Here is a 19,027-nt window from a genome sequence, read left to right as displayed (position 1 = left end):
GATTTAAGGTGCAAGCGGTCAGATTTGTGATTTAGATTACAAATCCGACCGCTTGTTTTTCATGTGAGTTCCTGATATCGAATCTTCATTCCAATAACGGTAAGAAGAAAACGGTTATTTTTGTGCATCCACGGCTTCTAATGCACGAAGAGCGTAAGTATAAGCCGCGCCGGCATTGAGAGCGATAGCAGTTGCTAATGCACCGGCAATTTCGCTTTCTGTTGCACCGGCTTTTGCCGCTTTTTCTGCGTGAACACTAATACAGCTTTCACAGCGTGTTGTGATAGCCACGGCAATGGCGATCAGTTCTCTGGTTTTTTCATCAAGCGCTTCTGCGGCAGCTGCTTGATCTAAGCTCATATAAGCCTGTAACATTTTAGGGTGCTTTTTACCTAATTCCCCGAATGCTTGTTTAACATGTGCTGTATGTTCAGGCCAATTTTGGAATGACATGAGAGACTCCTTATAAATATGAATAAAAGCCTTGGTATTATGCGACTAATTGAAGCAACTTGCCAAGTATTTATCAAAAAAAGAAAGAGAATTGATAAAATAGCTTGCAACGAACACAAAAATCCTTATAATACGCCTCCGTTGCTTTTCGCAATGTTCAATATGCCGACTTAGCTCAGTAGGTAGAGCAACTGACTTGTAATCAGTAGGTCACCAGTTCGATTCCGGTAGTCGGCACCATTTTTCTCTATTTCTTTTTTCTTTGTTTTTAAATAATCTTTCTAGTATCCAAGATTTTATTTTGTCATTCTATTTGCTATGTCGTGTCTTTTATTTTTATAAAAAAATAGCGGCAAGATTTGCAATTTTCTCACAAAATCTTACCGCTTGAATTTTAAATAAATAGCGATTAGCAGTAACCGTAGCTCATTAAACGTTGGTAACGGCGATCTAATAATTGCTCGTTATCTAGTGTATCTAATTCGGCTAAATCCGCTAAAATTTGTTGTTTGAGGTTTTGTGCCATTTCAGCATAATTGCGATGTGCGCCACCAAGTGGTTCTTGAATGATGCCATCAATCAATTTTAACTCTTGTAAACGTTGCGCCGTTAAGCCCATCACTTCCGCTGCAGTAGAGGCTTTTTCAGCACTTTTCCATAAAATAGAGGCACAGCCTTCAGGCGAAATAACCGAATAAGTAGAGTATTGAAGCATATTCACTTTATCGCCAACGCCAATCGCTAAAGCGCCGCCTGAACCGCCTTCGCCGATAACTGTACAAATGACGGGTACTTTTAATTGTGACATTTCACGTAAATTACGTGCAATCGCTTCTGCTTGTCCACGCTCTTCTGCGCCAATACCTGGGTATGCTCCCGGTGTATCGATAAAGGTAATAATTGGTAAGTTAAAACGCTCTGCCATTTCCATTAAGCGCAAGGCTTTACGATAGCCTTCCGGCGCTGGCATACCAAAATTACGCATTACTTTTTCTTTGGTTGAGCGACCTTTTTGATGACCGATAACCATCACAGGGCGACCATCAAGGCGAGCAATGCCACCGACAATGGCTTTATCGTCTGCAAATGCTCTATCGCCTGCCAATTCATCAAATTCAGTAAAAATATGCTCAATATAATCTAACGTATATGGACGATTTGGGTGGCGAGCCATTTTTGAGGTTTGCCATGCATCAAGATTAGCAAAGGTTTTTTTGGTTAATTCTTCGCTTTTCTTTTGTAAACGTTTGATTTCATCATCAAGATTGATTTTATTATCTTGTTCAGCGACAGCACGGAGCGACTCAATTTTCGCTTCTAGTTCGGCAATCGGTAATTCAAAATCTAAGTATTCCATTTGTTATCCTATCTGTTGTACAGAAAATTCTGCCTATTCTAACCGATAGACAGCAATTTGTGGGAAAAAGCGGTCATTTTTCCCTATTTTTTTGCAAATTTAGCAAGAGATCCGACCGCTTATTCAGTCACAATAAATTGCCCGATGGCACCTCTATCGCGGAGCATCAAATCAGAAACACCAAAATTAAAGGGCAGTTCGGCAGAAGCATTGTGTTCAAATTTGACGAGAATGGTGGTTTCTTGGTCTTTCTTCAACCAAACGGTATCTTTCCACGCAAGGTATTTATTGGCAATACGTTGGCGGTTACGGGTTTCGACAATAAATTTCGCTCCTTGTAAGGTAAAGCCTATATCAACATTGCTGGTTAAGTACCAACGCTCAATACTCCCTTTTTTCACGCTAAAATCGATCCGTTTGGGGTCGAAACGTTGTTGATTGATCAAATAATCTAAAGGGCGTAGGGTAAATTTTCGCTCTTGTTGAATAGTAAATTGAAAATCTTCCGTATTAAATGGCACGGTTTGTGGTTTTTGTTGGAAAGCCGCAATCATACCTTCAGGGCGTAGCTCTAAAATGACGTTATCCGCTAGCTGATCATTATCGGCAAAGAGTAATTTCGCTTTATCAAGCAGATCACGTTTTTCTCCGGTAATCAAGCCAATGTTACTTTCTTTAACTTCAACAAGCACTTCGACACGTTCGCCAGGCACTAGGCTAACCACTTTTTGCTCAAGTGGTTCTGCCAACATCCCCATACCGGTGGCGATGAGATGAAGTGGTTGATCGTTGTCTAAACGTAGTTCATAGGTTCGTGAAAGGGAGGCATTGACGATACGTAATCTCACCCAACCCGGAGAAACCTTTAAATATGCAGACTCTTGCCCATTGACAAACAAGCGGTTACCAAAGAATTGTGCTTTATTGGTATCTAAAACTTGTTTGCCTTCTTTATTGAGTAAGACGTCTTGCAGAATAAGCGGAATATCATTAACCCCATATTTATTGGGTAGCTGTGCATTTTTGCTGTCGTTATCTTCAATGATCCAAAGTCCGGCTAAACCCCGATAAACTTGTAAGGCAGAGTTTAATAGCGTGTTTGCGCTATACCAACAAGTGCAAGCCGGTTGATTGATTGAGATAATCGGTGACCAACTGCTTTTCGGCTCCAGCACACGGTGTGCAGAGCCAATCATTTCAGTAGGAGCAAGCAAGCCTTGAATGTTCATTGAAACAGCTTGCGGCAAGTTGTTTACATAAGTGAGTTTAACAAAATCATTGGATTTAACCCGTACGGTTGGGGCGAGGTATTGTCCGTTTACACCCCAAACATCTACTAATTTACCGGCTTCAAATTGGGTTTGAGCCGGACGAAGGTCGAGGCGGATTGGTCGCCCTCGTCCCACATCTAGTAGCGGTGGCATTTTTAATGGTTGGCGCTCACTTGCCCAAACCGTTTGAGGAAGGGAAAGCAACGTGGAAGCAACAAGTGAGCGTTTAAAAAGTTGGCGGCGGGTTAAATTCACGCAATACCTCTTTTATTTATTAGCGTCCAATTTAGCAATTTCAGCGTCTAATTCGGCAATTTTTGTTTGCATTACAGAATGGCATTTTTCAATCAATTCTTTGATGTTTTCCCGATTATATCCACTGGTATCAATCGGCTCTAAGGTTTCACAAATCACAGTGCCATTATTTAAGCGGTTTAAATCTACTTTATTATGCAAGGTTGAGCAAACAATCGGCACAATTGGCACACCGGCAGCAATCGCTGTATGAAATGCACCGGTTTTAAAAGGGAGCAAGCCACGACCACGGCTACGAGTGCCTTCAGGAAACATCCAAATTGAAATTTGACGTTCTTGAATGATTTTGCCGACTTTAGTCATAGTATCAATCGCTGCGCTACGTTTTTCACGGTTAATAAAAATATTCCCTGTTGCCCAATAAACCAAACCAAAGAATGGGATCCAAATCAGGCTCTTTTTGCCAATGGTAACGGTTTTAGGCGGAACCATAGAAGAGATGGTAACCATATCGTAATTATTTTGATGGTTGGCAATATAAATTGCCGGCTGATCAAATTCAGGACGTGGACGGCGAATAAGTTTGATGCCAACCAAAGGGTGCATTGCGCTATACCAACGTGCAATAATGCCGACACAACTTGGATTTCGTAAACGGAATAAAGCATAAAGGGTGCCAAAGACAGAAATCGTGATAGCAGCGACTAAAACTGCCAAAATACGGAGAAGTTTTAACATAATCGTTCCTCAAAAAATAGTGTATGGAGTATAGCGAAATTAGCTCAATTTTCCAAATAGCGCTTGCTTTCAAGATTTACTTACACTTTGCATAAAAATCTCGTTTTGATAATGTCAATAACGTACTTTGATTCAATTTTATTGAAAATTATTTTCATTTCCACTAGTATGTAATTTAGTACGAATTAGCTGACTTTTGTTTAAATTCTTACATAGAGGTTTAATAGGATGAGGAGGTGCAAAATTCTTATAGGCTCTTTTTAACAAATATCTATTCTATATTTCTATATTTAATAACTTTTATATGAGGTGTTTTATGAAAGAACTTAAAAAGTGTTGTTTACATCATGTATCCGGTGGAGCTTCAAGTACTCAGAATAGCTATTCAGGCTGTCCAGAGTGTGATGAATATTTTGAAAAGTCAGATACAGCTACCGTTATAGGAGGTGGCATTGGAACTTCTGTGGGAGGTATTATTGGTAGTAGATTTGGAAGCTTAGGGAGAGAAATTGGCTCAGTTGCTGGAGGCTATATAGGCTATAATACTGGAAAATTTATCGATAAAGCTATAAATTCTAATTATCTTCCGCCTATAGGAGACGATCAAATTTTATTAGATTACGTTAAAAAAGAGCAACCTTGGTAAGAGATATGTCAGTAAAAGAATTTATATTGATATTTTTTTCTCTAGTCATTAGTACGTATCTTATGCATCATAATATAACTAGTGAAAATAAAGCATTTATAATTGCCATTGTGAATGCTTTAATTTATCTAATACTTAGCAAGATATGTAAGGTTTTTAATAAAAAAGATTAATTTTAGAATGGCAATATATTTAATTTGATGTGTTGCCATTTATTTATATTGATTTGATAATTATTATGTTTAGACAAGAAGCTTTAAATCAGAAAAAATGGAAAAGTACGGCCGTGTTAATATCTGCGATTCCTAGTTGGTTAATTGTTTTTATTTCTTTCTCTATTATAATTATCTTTATTCTTTTCATTACTTTAAGTAGTTATACTAGGAGAGAAAATGTAGTCGGTGAAATTGTTATGCAATCTTACCCTATTATTATTTCCTCCTCTAAATCTGGTTATGTTTCTGAACGTTATGTATCACTTCATCAACAAGTGAAGAAGGGAGATCCTCTATTTAAAATTAAACTGGACAGAATAACAAGTAGTGGTGAAATAAGCTCTAATTCTATTCAAGCATTAAGAGAACAAATAAAAGCTACAGATAGAGCTATTCTTTTGCTGAAAAATAACAAAGGCAAGACGATTCAAAGTCTAGATAAGCAGATAAAAAATAACCAAAAAATAAAACAAGATAAGATTTTATATTTATCAGAGCTTGAAGATAGTACCCAAGATTATGCTGAATTAGTCAATAGATATGAAAAATTATTAAAAATAGGCTATTCTAATAATGATGAGGTTAATGTACAGAGGGCTCGTTATTTTCAGCAAAAATCATTAGTAAATGAAATCAAGCAGGATATTCTCCAAATTCAATCAAATATTCTAAATTTAGAAAACGAAATAGAAACACGTAAAACAGACTTTGACAACCAAATTATTCGTTATAATATCCAAAAAAGTGATTTAAATATTCGGTTAATGGAACTTGAATCCGTATCTGATCTTACTATTATTTCTCCTGTAGATGGTTTTATTGAATCAATTTCAGCAACATTAGGGCAAATTGTAAAAGAGGGAGATCCTTTATCTCAAATAATACCTGCTGATAAAGGAAATTATCAATTAGTTCTTTGGGTTCCAAATAGTGCTATTTCATTTTTAAAGAAAAATGATAAAGTGAATATCCGATATGAAGCTTTTCCTTTTGAGAAATTTGGACAATTTGAAGGTGTAATTCAAAGCATTTCTACTCTACCTGCTTCTTTGCAAGAGCTAGCCTTTTATAATAACCTACCCCAAAGTGCAGAACAAAACATTCCTTTATATAAGGTTATTGTAGATATTCAAGATCAATATGTTCAATATAACGATACTATTTTATATTTTATGAGTGGTATGAAAGCAGAAGCTACTCTTTTCTTAGAAAAAAGAAAATTGTATGAATGGATATTATTTCCTTTTTATAACTTAACGAAAAATATGGGAAATTAAATGAAAGGAATAAAAGTTTTAAACTTTGATTTATTTAGACGAGTGCCAATTGTACTTCAAACAGAAAAAGCAGAGTGTGGTCTAGCATGTATTTCAATGGTGTTAGGCTATTATAATGGTGGAGGGAATTTATTTGAACTACGTAATAAATATGGCATTTCTTCTAGGGGAGTTACGCTACAAAATTTAATAAGCATTTCAAACGATGTTGGATTAATTTCTCGCCCTTTATCTCTCGAATTAGAAGAAGTAACACAATTACGCTTACCTTGTATTTTGCATTGGAATTTTAATCATTTTGTCGTATTAGTTAAAGCAACAGAAACAAAATTTATTATTCACGATCCAGCCTTTGGTAAAAAGAAATTGAGTAGGGAACAATTTTCAAGATCTTTTACTGGTGTTGCATTAGAATTATGGTCAGAGATTAAATTTGAGAAAAAATCAACTGAAAATACAATTAGTTTATATGGGACATTAAAACATATTTCAGGTATTAAAAGTGAATTAATAAAACTTTTCTCATTATCTATGGTTATAGAATTGATTACTTTATTAATACCAATAGGTACACAGCTAGTGATGGATCACGTTATGCAAGCTAAAGATCAATCTCTATTGATTATTATCTGTATCGGATTATTTTTGTTTACGCTTTTTCGTAGCATTGTAAGTATGCTACGAGCTTGGATTTCTTTGAAAATGAACTATTTCATTAATTTTCAATGGACAGCTAGTTTTTTTTCTCATCTTTTAAAATTGCCTTTAGATTTCTTTGAAAAACGTCAGGTTGGTGACATTCATTCAAGATTTAGCTCCCTTAATACTATTCAACAGACATTAACAAGTAGTATTGTATCAGCTATGATTGATAGCATTATGATTATAAGCCTAATTGTTATGATGTGTCTTTATGGGGGCTGGCTATTTTGGGTGGTACTAGTGTTTTCTTTCATTTATTTTCTTTTAAGAGTGATGACTTATTGGGTCTACCGCCAAATCAATGAAGAACAGATTATAAAAAATGCCAAAGCTCATTCTCATTTTATGGAAACTTTATATGGTATTGTAACACTGAAAGCGCTTGATTTGACTTATAAAAGACAAGAGCAATGGATGTCATTAAACGCTGACACATTTAATACTTCTATCAAAGTAACTAAATTAGATATGTTATTCTCTGGAGTTCATACCCTTATTTCCACATCGGAGCAAATTCTAATTCTTTGGATTGGGGCAACAATGGTTATTGAAAGTAATATGACGTTAGGAATGTTTGTTGCTTTTAATGCTTATCGAGGCTCTTTTTCTTCAAGAATGGGAAATCTCATAAATATATTTTTCAGTTTAAAAATTCTTTCATTGCACCGTGAGCGTATTGCGGATATTGCATTAAATGAGATAGAAGATAGTAGTAGAAAAGTTGAATTATGTTCAAATATAGATTCAAGTATTGAGGTATGTGATCTTTCATTTCAATACGATCAATTTAATAAACCTGTGCTTAATAAGCTAAATTTACGAATTGAAGCAGGTGAGAGTGTCGCTATTGTAGCGCCTTCTGGCTATGGAAAAACGACTCTGCTAAAATTAATTGCAGGTCTATTAAAACCAACATCGGGTCATATTTATTTTAATAAAATGGATATTATGCAAATTGGATTATCTACTTATCGTAAGTATATTGCTTGTGTGCTACAAGATGATAAATTTTTCTCAGGATCCATTTTGGAAAATATTGTAAGTTTTGATGAGCAATATGATCGAGAATTTGCGATAACCTGTGCGAAATTTGCTAATATTCATGATGAAATTATGGAAATGCCAATGAATTATGAAACTCTGTTGGGAGAATTAGGAAATAATCTTTCAGGAGGGCAAAGGCAGAGATTGTTTATTGCAAGGGCGTTGTATAAGAAACCAAAGGTTCTATTAATGGATGAGGCGACCAGCCATTTAGATGAAATTAATGAACAAGCTATTAATCAAGCTATAGCCCATTTAAATATTACACGAGTAATAGTGGCTCATAGAGAAACAACGATAAATTCGGCTAGTAGAATAATTTATTTAGCTCAATAACGAATATTAAGCTTATTAGGAACCTATATAATGTATCAGACATATGATCGTAAAAGTTAAACTATTTATTTCTTTGAGTGATCTTTAAGGAGATTTTATGGCAAACGTAACTTTAGCCGGTAGCCCAATTACTGTGGCAGGGCATTTCCCACAAGCTGGCGAAACAATCGCTGATTTTCAGCTTGTAAATAACGGATTAGAAGATGTGGCATTAAGTCAATTTGACGGAAAACGTAAGGTATTAAATATCTTCCCAAGTATTGATACGGGAATTTGTGCCACTTCTGTGCGTGTTTTTAACCAAAAAGCAGCGAATTTGGATAATACAGTTGTGCTTTGTATTTCAGCAGATCTACCTTTTGCCCAAGCACGTTTTTGTGGTGCAGAAGGGATTGAAAATGCACAAACACTTTCAACCTTCCGTAACAAAGCGCTGCATACTCAACTTGGTGTGGATATTCAATCTTCACCGCTTGCAGGCTTAACGGCACGTGCGGTTATCGTTTTAGATGAACAAAATCGTGTATTACACAGCGAACTTGTGTCAGAAATTAAACAAGAGCCGAATTATGAAGCAGCATTGGCAACATTAGGGTAATGATTAAAAAATAATCTATAAAAAATTAGATTTTTCCCCAATCACAAAAAAGTAAGTAAGATCTTGTTTTACTTACTTTTTTTCTTTTCTTTGCTCACTTTCTTTAAGTTATACACTTTGATTTTTTAAATCTATCACATTTTTATCCACAGTTGATGGGGATAATTTGCTGGCTTTTGTGCATAAATAACAATTATTTTACAAGGTATGAAATGTTATCCAGATCTTTTTGAAATTTTCGGCAAAAATGAAGATCCGTACAGTAGAAAAAGATCGCCAAAATGATCGTTTTGGAAAGCGCAAAAGAATGAATAAGGAACAGGGTTCAGACTGGTTATCTACGCATAATTTTATGAGATCTGACAACTTATCCACAGATTTATGCACAATAACCTTTTCGGCTTGTATAAAAGCCCTATTTGTGAAACAATCTCAACATTTTTAATTAAACAATTAAGGTGTGAAGTGATCGATTTCGATGGCTATCGCCCAAATGTTGGTATCGTCATCTGTAATAAGCAAGGGCAAGTTCTCTGGGCAAAACGGTTTGGACAAAATTCGTGGCAATTCCCACAAGGCGGAATTAACGAAGGTGAAAACATTGAAACAGCAATGTACCGTGAGCTTTTTGAAGAAGTCGGCTTAACAAAGAAAGATGTGCGATTGATCTGGGCATCTAAGTATTGGTTGAAATATAAATTACCTAAGCGGCTTGTGCGTGAGAGTAATGGTTCTCAACCGGTTTGTATTGGACAAAAACAGCGTTGGTTTTTACTGCAGTTGGTTAGTGATGAAGCCAATATCAATTTAAAAACAACAAAAATGCCTGAATTTGATGGCTGGCGTTGGGTGAGTTTTTGGTATCCTGTGCGGCAAGTGGTTTCGTTTAAACGAGATGTTTATCGAAAAGTGATGAAAGAATTTGCCTCGGTTTTATTAAATGAAACTCTACCTTCTTCCGAAGAAAAAGCTGAGAAGCCTCGAGAAAAATCAAGAGGACAAGAAGGGCGTGAACATCAAAAACCATACGCCAAGCAAGAATTTAAGAAACGCCGACCTTATCGTGTATGGCAAGGGCAACCAAAAGGGAAACAGTGATGATTGAAGTATTTTTAAGTTGTTTAGCGTTAGGTACCGTTGTCGGCTTTTTAGCAGGATTATTCGGCATCGGAGGCGGTTTGATTATTGTGCCAAGTTTGGTGTATTTGCTTCCACTTGCCGGTGTTTCGCCAGAGCATGTAATGTCTGCGGCATTAGGTACATCATTTTCAACCATTGTGATTACCGCATTTTCTTCCGCTCAGCGTCATCATAAATTAGGTAATGTCGATTGGAATGTCAGTAAAGTGTTTATTCCTTCGATTATGATTTCTGTCTTTTTATGTGGCTTAATTATTAGTGGCTTAGATGCGAAATTAATGTCGAAACTGTTTGCCGTGATGGTGGTCTATTTAGCATTGCGGATGATTTTTTCTTTGAAAAAAGAGCAAAAAATTAAACCGCTTACTACTCAAACAACCGTGATTGCAGGTGGCATTATTGGTGCATTATCCAGTGTTGCCGGTATTGGTGGTGGTGCTTTTATCGTGCCATTTTTAAATGGACGAGGTTTAGAAATGAAACGCGCTATCGGCACATCTTCATTTTGTGGGGCTTTTTTAGGGCTTTCCGGTACCTTTAGCTTTATCGCCAGTGGTTGGAATGTGGAAGACTTGCCGGATTACTCTTTAGGCTATGTCTATCTGCCAGCGCTTTTGGGTATCACAATGACTTCTTACTTTACATCAAAACTAGGCGCAAATGCCGCAAATGTACTGCCTGTCGCCACATTGAAAAAAGCATTTGCAGTGATGTTGGTGGTCATTGCGATCAATATGTTTTTGAAATAAACCTTTGTTACTCCCCCTTTTGAGGGGGATTTTTAATTAGGAAAAACAATGAACGAACAATTTATTACCTTTCCACAAATCGATCCGATTATTTTTAGTCTTGGGCCGATTTCGCTTCGTTGGTACGGTTTAATGTACCTCATTGGCTTTGGTTTCGCCTATTGGTTGGGTATGCGCAGAGCGAAAAATTCCAATGGTGTGTGGACAACAGAAAACGTTGATCAACTTATTTATACCTGCTTCTGGGGTGTTGTTTTGGGGGGGCGTATCGGTGACGTGTTCTTCTATAATTTCGACCGCTTCTTACAAGATCCGCTTTTCCTATTTCGCATTTGGGAAGGGGGGATGTCATTTCACGGTGGTTTAATTGGGGTTATCGTGGCGATGATTTGGGTCTCCGCGCGCCAAAAACGGAGTTTCTGGCAAACCTCTGATTTTATTGCACCGCTTATTCCATTCGGTTTAGGGATGGGGCGTATCGGTAACTTTATTAACGATGAACTTTGGGGGCGAGTTACGGATGTACCTTGGGCGGTATTATTCCCAAATGGTGGCTACTTACCTCGTCATCCTTCACAACTTTATGAAGCCTTTTTAGAAGGTGTTGTTTTATTCTTTATTTTACAATGGTTTATTCGCAAACCTCGTCCGGCAGGCTCTGTCGCCGGTTTATTCCTCATTGGTTACGGTGTATTCCGTTTCTTAGTGGAATATGTGCGTGATTTTGACCCAAATGTGAATACAGCTAGCGACTTAATTACCCGTGGGCAGTTGCTCTCTTTACCGATGATTATCGGTGGAATAGTCATTATGCTTTGGGCGTATAAACGAAATCAAAAATAAGCAACAAGCGGTTAAATTTGAAGAAGACTTTGCAAAGTCGGAGAAAAATTTAACCGCTTCTTTTCATAATTTAGGAGAAATAATGTCTTATGCCATTGGCAAGGTGTTTGCCTCAGATAAAAAGGCTTATCAAGCCATTGATGACTTGCTTGAACAAGAGGGCATTCGCCGTGATAAAAATTTAGATTATACCTGTGCCATGTACGATGAAAATGATGAGATTATTGCAACAGGAAGCTGTTTTGCCAATAGTCTGCGTTGTTTGGCGGTTTCCAAAAAACATCAAGGTGAAGGTTTGATGAATATGGTTGTCACTCATCTCATCAATGAACAATTTGAGCGAGGCAACCCACATATTTTTCTTTACACCAAATGCGAGTCTGCAAAATTTTTCCAAACGTTGAGTTTTTATGAAATTGCTCGAATTGAAAATCAGATTGTGTTTATGGAAAATCAGCGTTCAGGTTTTGCGAATTATTTGAAAAATTTAACCGCTTGTGCGCCAACCCCACAAGTAGGGCAGCGAGTGGCAGCACTGGTAATGAATGCCAATCCGTTTACGTTAGGTCATCAGTATTTAGTTGAAAAGGCAGCAGCAGAAAACGATATTGTGCATCTTTTTATTGTGAGTGAAGATAAAAGCCTCGTACCATTTCAGGTGCGCAAAAAACTTGTACAGGCAGGTGTTGCACATTTACCAAATGTGTATTGCCACGAGAGCGGTTCTTATATTATTAGTTCGGCGACTTTCCCGAGTTATTTTCAAGAAAATGATAATGCGGTCATTGAAAGTAATGCGATGTTAGATTTACAAATTTTTGGTCATATCGCCAAAGCCCTGGGGATTCAACGCCGCTATGTGGGAGATGAGCCGTTTAGCCGTGTTACGCACCTTTATAACCAAATTATGCAAACTCAGCTTCCAATGCAGGGGATTGAGTGTATCGTTGTGCCTCGTAAGGCAAATTCACAACAAATTATTAGCGCTTCTGCGGTACGGCAGGCGATTAAAGAGAATGATTTTGAGCGAGTAAAAGCAATGCTGCCACCAACCAGCTATCAGTTTTTTTGCAGCCCTGAAGCTCAGCCGATTATTCAGCGTATTCAACAAAGCGATAATGTTATTCACTATTAAACAATAAGGATAGGATAAATGATGAATTCAAAATATAAAGTGATTGGTTTTGATTTAGATGGAACCTTAGTAAATACCTTACCGGATCTGACGTTAGTGGTAAATTCAATGTTTTTGGAGCACGGGTTACCAACAACTACCCAAGAAAAAGTGCTGACTTGGATTGGTAAAGGTGCCGATATTTTCTTCCAAAATGCGATTGCTTATACCGGTAAGGTGTTTGACGCAGAGAAACTGGTTCAAATGCGCGTGAGCTTCGATAAGTTTTATGCAACTTATGTGTGTGAAGAGAGCCAGCTTTATCCCAATGTGAAAGAAACATTAGAAGCGTTAAAAGCCAAAGGTTTTACATTAGTGGTAATTACCAATAAACCGACTAAATTAGTGGAGCCGGTGTTATCTTCGTTTGGTATTTATCATCTGTTTAGCGAAACCTTAGGTGGGCAATCCTTACCAAGAATTAAACCGTTCCCTGATCCTATGTTATTTATTTGCGAGAAGTTTGGTATTCAACCGAATGAATTGCTTTTTGTAGGCGATTCAGAAAATGATGTCCTTGCTTCTCAAGCCGCAGGTTGCGATGTGGCGGGTTTAACTTACGGTTATAACTATAATGTTCCGATTGAGCAATCTCGCCCAACTTTTGTGATTTCTGATTTTGCAGAAGTGCTCAACATTATAGAGTTAGCTAAATAGAAAGTATTCCGAGGTGTGTTTTGTTCAAAAAATAAAACAATCGTTTTTTATTTATCCAAACAATAAAAAAATGAGAAAATATGTTTGACTTCATTTCTAATTTCTCTATAATGCACGTCGTTGGTTAGCGATACTAACCAAGCACTGAAAAGTGCCCGAGTGGCGGAATCGGTAGACGCAAGGGATTTAAAATCCCTCGCCTTTCGGGGCGTGCCAGTTCAAGTCTGGCCTCGGGCACCATTTTAGAAAACGCGGGAATAGCTCAGTTGGTAGAGCACGACCTTGCCAAGGTCGGGGTCGCGAGTTCGAGCCTCGTTTCCCGCTCCATTCTAAATATAATGATAGCACCATGAGGTGCTTTTTTTATATCTAAAATTTCCCCTCTCTTTTATTTTCTTTCTAGCTGATTACCTTTAGACGTAGAAAAGCGTAAAATACTACCTAATGATTTTTTGGGAAGGAAAAGATATATGAGCAAAACATTACAACAAAAAGCAGATGAAGCCCGTAATATGTGTAAATTAAAAGGAAGTTCAATGCTGGATAATGCAGAAAGATCTCTTGCGTTTGAAGCCATTTACGATACGCAAACACAGGCAGAACAAGCGGTCGCATTTTTTACAGAAAAAGCAAAATCGGTGGAAACAGAACCTTGTCAAATTCGTAGTGAAATTCAACCGCTTGCAGATAGATTTTTAATGAAAATGTGGATTGAATTTAGTTGCCAAGCTGAAGTGATATTATTCCAAATGGCAGTAAGATAACCAAGAGTTAATAGCCCCTGAATCAAGTGTGATATCAGGGGCTATTTTATCTGATTTGGGATTACGCCGTTTTAAATACGGGCAATACATTCCACATGGCTAGAAAATGGAAGAGCGCAGTGCATACGCCAAAGAAAAAGACTATCGCAATTAAGAAGCGGTTTCCTCGGCGAGTTTTATAGGCTAATAATGCAGGGGTCATACACGTCCAGAGTGTTGCAACTGCGCCGGCATAGCCTATTGCTTTTAAAAAGCCAAGTGGCGAAAGTAAAGAGAAAAAAAGCGGAGGGAGAAAAGTTACCGCCCAAGCTTTTGTTCTTCCACTTTTATTGTCATCAAATTTAAAAAAGTCGGCGAGGAAGTCAAAAGTTCCTAAGCCTACGCCAATAAAAGAAGAAAGAATGGCAGCAATAGAAAATGCATTGAGCATTTGTTTGATATAGCTCGTTTCTAAAATGTTGCCAATGCTATCCAGTAAAATATCCAATTCGCTATTACTTGCGATGATCGGCCCGAATTTTTCTCGAGGTAACACGCCAAAAATACTGATAACCCATAAAAGATAAAGCACTAAGGCAATAAATGTTCCGATTGAAATAGCATATTTAGCTTGCTTTTCATTGCCATAATAGGCTCGCATGGAAGATACCGAGTGATGATAACCGAAAGAGGTTAAGGCAATAGGGAAAACTGCAAGAACATACTTCGTATAGTCTGTGCCGGTCGTATTCTGTGTATCAAAAAGATAGCTAACATTCAGGTTTGTGATCAAGCCAGAGATGCTAAGCACAAACGAAATCGCCATAAAGAGAATTAATATCACGGAAATGCGATCGACTAAACGCGTGGAATGCCAAACAAAGAACGAAAAGCACCCAACGAAAATAATCGACCAAATACGGGAGCCGAATTCGCCTAAATCAATCCATGAATGCGTGAGATTTTCAAGAATACCGCCAGAAGCCGTAATATAGGCATACAAAAGAATACCGCCAACGAAATATACGGCAATGTTGTTGATAATATTCATTTTATTGCCAAGAATGTTTTGCGTTACGGTATTAAAAGAAGCTCGTAGATCATAGTCTTTATAAACATCAAGTAAAAGCCAGCCTGAAAATGTCATGACGAGCATGGTAAAGGTAATCGCCATGATCGTCCAAATTGTCCAAGCTCCGGCGCCAGCAGCGGGTAGTCCTAACATGCCAGCCCCAACACAGACACCGGCAATAATGCATGCGCCTCCAAAAAGGGAAGGTTGTTTTTTCATGCGTTCTCCTAATATGAAAGAAAAACAAGCGGTCGTTTTTGATAAGAAAATAGCAAAAACGACCGCAAAAAGAGTAAATAAAAGCGTTAGTCTTGCGGTTTGCGTGATGAACCGAGAATTAGAACTAACAATAAGCCTAAAATAAAGCCTGCGCCAGCGCCAAATAATGTCCATTCAATATAAGGTTTTGGAGCTGCTGTTATTGCCGGAGCTTTAGCAAAACGGAATGCGACTAATTTATCATCGAGTGGTTGTACAGAACTCATCATTTTGAGTTTATTTTCCCAACTTACATCAATTTTTGCATCTGCAGCAGATTTGACCTGTTGGAATAAAGATTTCCATTTTGCAATGAGATCATTATTTAAGGTGTTTCTAGCTTGAGTATTTACATAGCGTAAGTATTCGCCAAATAGATTATCCGCTTCTTGTGTACTAAACGAGGTCAGACTGAGTGTATCAGGTTGGTTATTTCCCGAGGTAAATTGGAAATGTTTACTCAGCTGTTGCACCATAGCTTGTTCAGAAATACCTTCAATTTTAGCTTGTGCTTTCACAAGTGCGGAGTTTGTGAGAAATTGTGCTAATTTCTCTTGTGATTGAATATTTTTCTTAAATTCAGTGTAACTTGCTTCCGCCGCTTTGGCTTCCATTTTGCTTATATCTGCTGCAGCGGTATCTCCACTGATTAAATGGTAAGTGGAAAAGAGCGTCAAATAATTACCTAATTCAGCGGTTTGGGGGTGTTCAAATTGTGCAGAGGCTTGCCATTGTGTTGGTTGAAATTTGGCACCGGCAAAACCCACACCAGCACCTACTGCAGTAACTAAAATTGTAGCGAAAAGTTTACGAAACATCATTTTGACCTTTTAAATTTTTTGTTGTTTTCTTGCACGGCGTTTCATACGGCGAACAAATCGAGTGATTTTCCATGCACGGACAATCGAGTAAGCATAAAGAAAAAAGAGGGCAATAAAGCCAAGTACCATGGCGGATTGACTCCAATAATAGATCTCGCCTAATACCCCAATAGTGGCACAAATTGCAGCCCAGAATGTAATTACCGCCAATGCTTGACGAGAGGTTAATCCTGCACGCATCAACAGATGGTGTAAGTGCAAGCGGTCTGGTCTGAACGGGCTTTTACCTTTTTTCAAGCGGCGGAAAATAACCGCCACCATATCAATGAGCGGAACCGCAATCAACCATAAACCGGTAATAGGGCTAATAGCATGGCCTTGTCCTTGGGTACTGAGTAAGAGCATCCAAATAATGGTAAAACCAATCAGGGTACTGCCGGAATCTCCCATAAAGACTTTCCATTTTGCACCAAACACACTCAGGTTAAAGAGTGCATAAGGTAACAAAGTAAGAATGATAGCTAAACACCAATATGCAATCGCATGTTCGCCATTGATCCACATTAATGCACCGACACCGGCGAAACTCACGCTAGAAAGCCCAGCCAGTAAGCCATCGATACCGTCCACCATATTAAAGGCATTGATTACCCCAATCGTAATGAATACGGTAAAGAGCAAGCTTAAAAAGCCAAGTTTAATACTAAAGGGCGCAATGATTTGTCCGAGGCTTTCTAATTCTAAACCGCTGTAAATCATTGCTCCTGCGAGTACGGCTTGAATACCGGCACGCAATGCGGGGCTAATGTCGAAACGGTCATCTAATACTCCAATAATTAACAAAATAGTGACCGAGAGCAAATATAACCCGGGTAATGGCATAATGTCATATTGAAAGAGATAGAAGGTAAGATTGCCCAAAAATAATGCAATCCCCCCAATTAATGGGATCAATCCTTGATGACGTTTACGAAAGTTTGGCTTATCGACCAAACCAATTTTTTCTGCGACAGGACGCATAAAAATCAGTGAGGCAAAGGAAACCAAGATAACGGCTAAAAAGGTAAGCCACATAGACGTTTTCCTCAAAAAAAGTGAGACGATAAAATTGCGTGAAGCATAGCATAAAAGGTGAAAATCTTGAAAAAGTTTTCTAAAATATGACCGCTTGTTATTCGAAAAGTTGTATATGTAGGGCTGATAACAGACCCACCTAGTTTTCATTAAGCTTATACGTAAGCTCTGTTTATATATCCATTTCTTTTTAGACCGGTTTTCCAGTAAAATAGCGGTCAAATTTCGTCAAAATTTCGCAAAGGAAACAACAATGTCAAAATCAGAACAACTCTTTGAAAAAGCACAAAAAGTCATCCCAGGTGGCGTAAATTCTCCGGTTCGTGCATTTAAAGGGGTAGGTGGTACACCGGTATTTATTGAAAAAGCCGAAGGGGCTTACATTACCGATAGCGATGGTAAACGTTATATTGACTATGTAGGATCTTGGGGACCGATGGTGCTCGGGCATAATCACCCTGCGATTATTGATGCCGTATTAAAGGCGGTACCAAACGGTTTAAGTTTCGGTGCGCCAACAGAAAGTGAAATTACCCTTGCAGAGCTTGTGTGTAAATTAGTGCCGTCTATTGAATTGGTGCGAATGGTAAGTTCCGGTACAGAAGCAACGATGTCGGCAATCCGTTTAGCTCGAGGTTATACCGGTCGCGACAAAATCATTAAATTTGAAGGCTGTTATCACGGGCATTCCGATTCTTTATTAGTAAAAGCCGGCTCTGGGGCTTTAACCTTGGGGCAGCCATCTGGTCCGGGCGTACCGGCTGACTTTGCTAAACATACGCTTACTTGCACCTATAATGATTTAGACTCCGTAAGAGAAGCCTTTGAACAATATCCAAATGAGATCGCTTGTCTTATTGTCGAACCTGTTGCCGGTAATATGAACTGTATTCCGCCAAAAGCCGATTTCTTACAAGGTTTACGTGAACTTTGTACGCAATATGGCACAGTCTTTATTATTGATGAGGTGATGACAGGCTTCCGTGTTGCACTTGGCGGCGCTCAAAGTTACTACGGCGTAACCCCAGATTTAACCACGCTTGGTAAAATCATCGGTGGTGGTATGCCGGTCGGCGCCTTTGGTGGTAAAAAAGAGATTATGGAATTTATTGCCCCAACCGGTCCGGTTTATCAAGCAGGTACATTATCAGGCAACCCGATTGCCATGGCTGCCGGTTTAGCGTGCTTAACAGAACTTTCAAAAGCAGGCAATGAAGAAAAACTTGCGGCTCAAACTAAGACATTGGCAGAAGGTTTCAAAGCATTAGCGGATAAACACGGTGTGCCGCTGACCGTACAATATGTTGGCGGTATGTTTGGCTTATTCTTTACTGAACAAGCAGAAATCAACAACTTCCAAGATGTGATGAAGTGTGATGCCGCTAAATTCAACCGCTTCTTCCACTTAATGCTTGAGGAAGGTGTTTACCTTGCGCCATCTGCCTTTGAAGCTGGCTTTATGTCGCTTGCCCATTCTGAGGCAGATATTCAAGCAACACTTGAGGCAGCAGACCGAGCGCTTGCTAAATTAAAATAAATATAATTTATTAATGACCCTGTATAACTTATACAGGGTTTAGACTGATGACAAACCCAAAATAAAT

18 protein-coding genes and 3 tRNA genes are annotated in these 19,027 nt (G+C 38.2%); 14 read left to right on the top strand and 7 right to left on the bottom strand.

From position 1 onward, the window contains the following. Window positions 1–114 precede the first annotated feature (114 nt). Window positions 115–453 carry a carboxymuconolactone decarboxylase family protein gene (locus tag AM305_RS09600; protein ID WP_005818349.1) on the bottom strand — a complete coding sequence of 113 codons (339 nt, stop codon included), beginning with the start codon at window positions 451–453 and terminating at the stop codon, window positions 115–117. 164 nt (window positions 454–617) lie between these two features. Between AM305_RS09600 and AM305_RS09595 the strand changes: the two genes are divergently transcribed. Then, window positions 618–693, top strand: a tRNA-Thr gene (locus AM305_RS09595). Between the two features lie 169 nt (window positions 694–862). Here AM305_RS09595 and accA read toward each other — a convergent pair. The 3 genes from accA to AM305_RS09580 form a co-directional block, all read right to left on the bottom strand. Continuing rightward, window positions 863–1,810, bottom strand: a complete 948-nt coding sequence (accA, locus tag AM305_RS09590; protein ID WP_005825452.1) for an acetyl-CoA carboxylase carboxyl transferase subunit alpha — start codon at window positions 1,808–1,810, stop codon at window positions 863–865. 119 nt (window positions 1,811–1,929) lie between these two features. Further along, window positions 1,930–3,336, bottom strand: a complete 1,407-nt coding sequence (locus AM305_RS09585; protein ID WP_005825450.1) for a multicopper oxidase domain-containing protein — start codon at window positions 3,334–3,336, stop codon at window positions 1,930–1,932. A gap of 12 nt (window positions 3,337–3,348) precedes the next feature. Next, window positions 3,349–4,074, bottom strand: a complete 726-nt coding sequence (locus AM305_RS09580; RefSeq protein ID WP_005825448.1) for a 1-acylglycerol-3-phosphate O-acyltransferase — start codon at window positions 4,072–4,074, stop codon at window positions 3,349–3,351. A 316-nt stretch (window positions 4,075–4,390) separates the two neighbouring features. Here AM305_RS09580 and AM305_RS09575 point away from each other — a divergent pair, with 316 nt between their 5' ends. The 12 genes from AM305_RS09575 to AM305_RS09520 all read left to right on the top strand — a co-directional run bounded on the left by AM305_RS09575 (window position 4,391) and on the right by AM305_RS09520 (window position 14,219). After that, window positions 4,391–4,720: a hypothetical protein gene (locus AM305_RS09575; protein ID WP_005825446.1), complete on the top strand. Its 330-nt coding sequence runs from the start codon at window positions 4,391–4,393 to the stop codon at window positions 4,718–4,720. A gap of 238 nt (window positions 4,721–4,958) precedes the next feature. After that, window positions 4,959–6,212, top strand: coding sequence for an HlyD family secretion protein (locus tag AM305_RS09570; protein WP_005825442.1), 1,254 nt, complete (start codon window positions 4,959–4,961; stop codon window positions 6,210–6,212). Then, window positions 6,213–8,294, top strand: a complete 2,082-nt coding sequence (locus AM305_RS09565) for a peptidase domain-containing ABC transporter (RefSeq protein ID WP_005825440.1) — start codon at window positions 6,213–6,215, stop codon at window positions 8,292–8,294. A 97-nt stretch (window positions 8,295–8,391) separates the two neighbouring features. Further along, complete coding sequence (gene tpx, locus AM305_RS09560; RefSeq protein WP_005825438.1) at window positions 8,392–8,892, top strand: thiol peroxidase; 501 nt, start codon at window positions 8,392–8,394, stop codon at window positions 8,890–8,892. Between the two features lie 465 nt (window positions 8,893–9,357). Continuing rightward, window positions 9,358–9,990 carry an RNA pyrophosphohydrolase gene (gene rppH, locus AM305_RS09555; protein WP_035294451.1) on the top strand — a complete coding sequence of 211 codons (633 nt, stop codon included), beginning with the start codon at window positions 9,358–9,360 and terminating at the stop codon, window positions 9,988–9,990. Continuing rightward, on the top strand, window positions 9,990–10,781 hold the full coding sequence (locus AM305_RS09550) for a sulfite exporter TauE/SafE family protein (protein ID WP_005825434.1): 792 nt from the start codon (window positions 9,990–9,992) through the stop codon (window positions 10,779–10,781). Before rppH ends, AM305_RS09550 begins: the two co-directional genes overlap by 1 nt. A gap of 48 nt (window positions 10,782–10,829) precedes the next feature. After that, window positions 10,830–11,624: a prolipoprotein diacylglyceryl transferase gene (gene lgt, locus AM305_RS09545; protein ID WP_005825433.1), complete on the top strand. Its 795-nt coding sequence runs from the start codon at window positions 10,830–10,832 to the stop codon at window positions 11,622–11,624. Between the two features lie 82 nt (window positions 11,625–11,706). Further along, the gene (gene citC, locus AM305_RS09540; RefSeq protein WP_005825431.1) at window positions 11,707–12,759 is read left to right on the top strand and encodes a [citrate (pro-3S)-lyase] ligase; all 1,053 of its coding nucleotides are present in this window, start codon (window positions 11,707–11,709) and stop codon (window positions 12,757–12,759) included. A 21-nt stretch (window positions 12,760–12,780) separates the two neighbouring features. Then, window positions 12,781–13,455 carry a phosphoglycolate phosphatase gene (locus AM305_RS09535; RefSeq protein ID WP_035294449.1) on the top strand — a complete coding sequence of 225 codons (675 nt, stop codon included), beginning with the start codon at window positions 12,781–12,783 and terminating at the stop codon, window positions 13,453–13,455. A gap of 153 nt (window positions 13,456–13,608) precedes the next feature. Continuing rightward, window positions 13,609–13,695 (top strand) — tRNA-Leu (locus AM305_RS09530). 11 nt (window positions 13,696–13,706) lie between these two features. Next, window positions 13,707–13,782: transfer RNA gene (locus tag AM305_RS09525), tRNA-Gly, on the top strand. A 143-nt stretch (window positions 13,783–13,925) separates the two neighbouring features. Then, window positions 13,926–14,219 carry a YfcZ/YiiS family protein gene (locus tag AM305_RS09520; protein ID WP_005825427.1) on the top strand — a complete coding sequence of 98 codons (294 nt, stop codon included), beginning with the start codon at window positions 13,926–13,928 and terminating at the stop codon, window positions 14,217–14,219. A 61-nt stretch (window positions 14,220–14,280) separates the two neighbouring features. On the opposite strand, the gene AM305_RS09515 is transcribed toward AM305_RS09520, so the two are convergent. The 3 genes from AM305_RS09515 to wecA all read right to left on the bottom strand — a co-directional run bounded on the left by AM305_RS09515 (window position 14,281) and on the right by wecA (window position 17,423). Then, window positions 14,281–15,489 (bottom strand): aromatic amino acid transporter, encoded by a 1,209-nt coding sequence (locus tag AM305_RS09515; RefSeq protein WP_005825424.1) that lies wholly within the window; start codon window positions 15,487–15,489, stop codon window positions 14,281–14,283. An 86-nt stretch (window positions 15,490–15,575) separates the two neighbouring features. Next, on the bottom strand, window positions 15,576–16,346 hold the full coding sequence (locus AM305_RS09510) for a hypothetical protein (protein ID WP_005825423.1): 771 nt from the start codon (window positions 16,344–16,346) through the stop codon (window positions 15,576–15,578). A 12-nt stretch (window positions 16,347–16,358) separates the two neighbouring features. Further along, on the bottom strand, window positions 16,359–17,423 hold the full coding sequence (wecA, locus tag AM305_RS09505; protein ID WP_005819007.1) for a UDP-N-acetylglucosamine--undecaprenyl-phosphate N-acetylglucosaminephosphotransferase: 1,065 nt from the start codon (window positions 17,421–17,423) through the stop codon (window positions 16,359–16,361). Between the two features lie 253 nt (window positions 17,424–17,676). On the opposite strand from wecA, the gene hemL reads away from it, so the two are divergent. Then, a complete protein-coding gene (gene hemL / locus AM305_RS09500; RefSeq protein WP_005825420.1) occupies window positions 17,677–18,960 on the top strand; it encodes a glutamate-1-semialdehyde 2,1-aminomutase in 1,284 nt (427 codons plus the stop codon). Window positions 18,961–19,027 lie beyond the last annotated feature (67 nt).

The organism is Actinobacillus minor NM305, from assembly GCF_000175195.1.
Lineage (GTDB): Bacteria > Pseudomonadota > Gammaproteobacteria > Enterobacterales > Pasteurellaceae > Haemophilus_A > Haemophilus_A minor.
Note: the sequence above shows the minus strand (reverse complement) of the source record. Positions and strands in the feature narration are given on the sequence as shown.

What these genes read in the sequence shown, in the direction of transcription:
- AM305_RS09600 (WP_005818349.1), bottom strand. Translation starts at nt 453, where the DNA reads ATGTCATTCCAAAATTGGCCTGAACATACAGCACATGTTAAACAAGCA.
- accA (WP_005825452.1), bottom strand. Translation starts at nt 1,810, where the DNA reads ATGGAATACTTAGATTTTGAATTACCGATTGCCGAACTAGAAGCGAAA.
- AM305_RS09580 (WP_005825448.1), bottom strand. Translation starts at nt 4,074, where the DNA reads ATGTTAAAACTTCTCCGTATTTTGGCAGTTTTAGTCGCTGCTATCACG.
- AM305_RS09575 (WP_005825446.1), top strand. Translation starts at nt 4,391, where the DNA reads ATGAAAGAACTTAAAAAGTGTTGTTTACATCATGTATCCGGTGGAGCT.
- AM305_RS09570 (WP_005825442.1), top strand. Translation starts at nt 4,959, where the DNA reads ATGTTTAGACAAGAAGCTTTAAATCAGAAAAAATGGAAAAGTACGGCC.
- AM305_RS09565 (WP_005825440.1), top strand. Translation starts at nt 6,213, where the DNA reads ATGAAAGGAATAAAAGTTTTAAACTTTGATTTATTTAGACGAGTGCCA.
- tpx (WP_005825438.1), top strand. Translation starts at nt 8,392, where the DNA reads ATGGCAAACGTAACTTTAGCCGGTAGCCCAATTACTGTGGCAGGGCAT.
- AM305_RS09550 (WP_005825434.1), top strand. Translation starts at nt 9,990, where the DNA reads ATGATTGAAGTATTTTTAAGTTGTTTAGCGTTAGGTACCGTTGTCGGC.
- lgt (WP_005825433.1), top strand. Translation starts at nt 10,830, where the DNA reads ATGAACGAACAATTTATTACCTTTCCACAAATCGATCCGATTATTTTT.
- citC (WP_005825431.1), top strand. Translation starts at nt 11,707, where the DNA reads ATGTCTTATGCCATTGGCAAGGTGTTTGCCTCAGATAAAAAGGCTTAT.
- AM305_RS09535 (WP_035294449.1), top strand. Translation starts at nt 12,781, where the DNA reads ATGAATTCAAAATATAAAGTGATTGGTTTTGATTTAGATGGAACCTTA.
- AM305_RS09520 (WP_005825427.1), top strand. Translation starts at nt 13,926, where the DNA reads ATGAGCAAAACATTACAACAAAAAGCAGATGAAGCCCGTAATATGTGT.
- AM305_RS09515 (WP_005825424.1), bottom strand. Translation starts at nt 15,489, where the DNA reads ATGAAAAAACAACCTTCCCTTTTTGGAGGCGCATGCATTATTGCCGGT.
- AM305_RS09510 (WP_005825423.1), bottom strand. Translation starts at nt 16,346, where the DNA reads ATGTTTCGTAAACTTTTCGCTACAATTTTAGTTACTGCAGTAGGTGCT.
- wecA (WP_005819007.1), bottom strand. Translation starts at nt 17,423, where the DNA reads ATGTGGCTTACCTTTTTAGCCGTTATCTTGGTTTCCTTTGCCTCACTG.
- hemL (WP_005825420.1), top strand. Translation starts at nt 17,677, where the DNA reads ATGTCAAAATCAGAACAACTCTTTGAAAAAGCACAAAAAGTCATCCCA.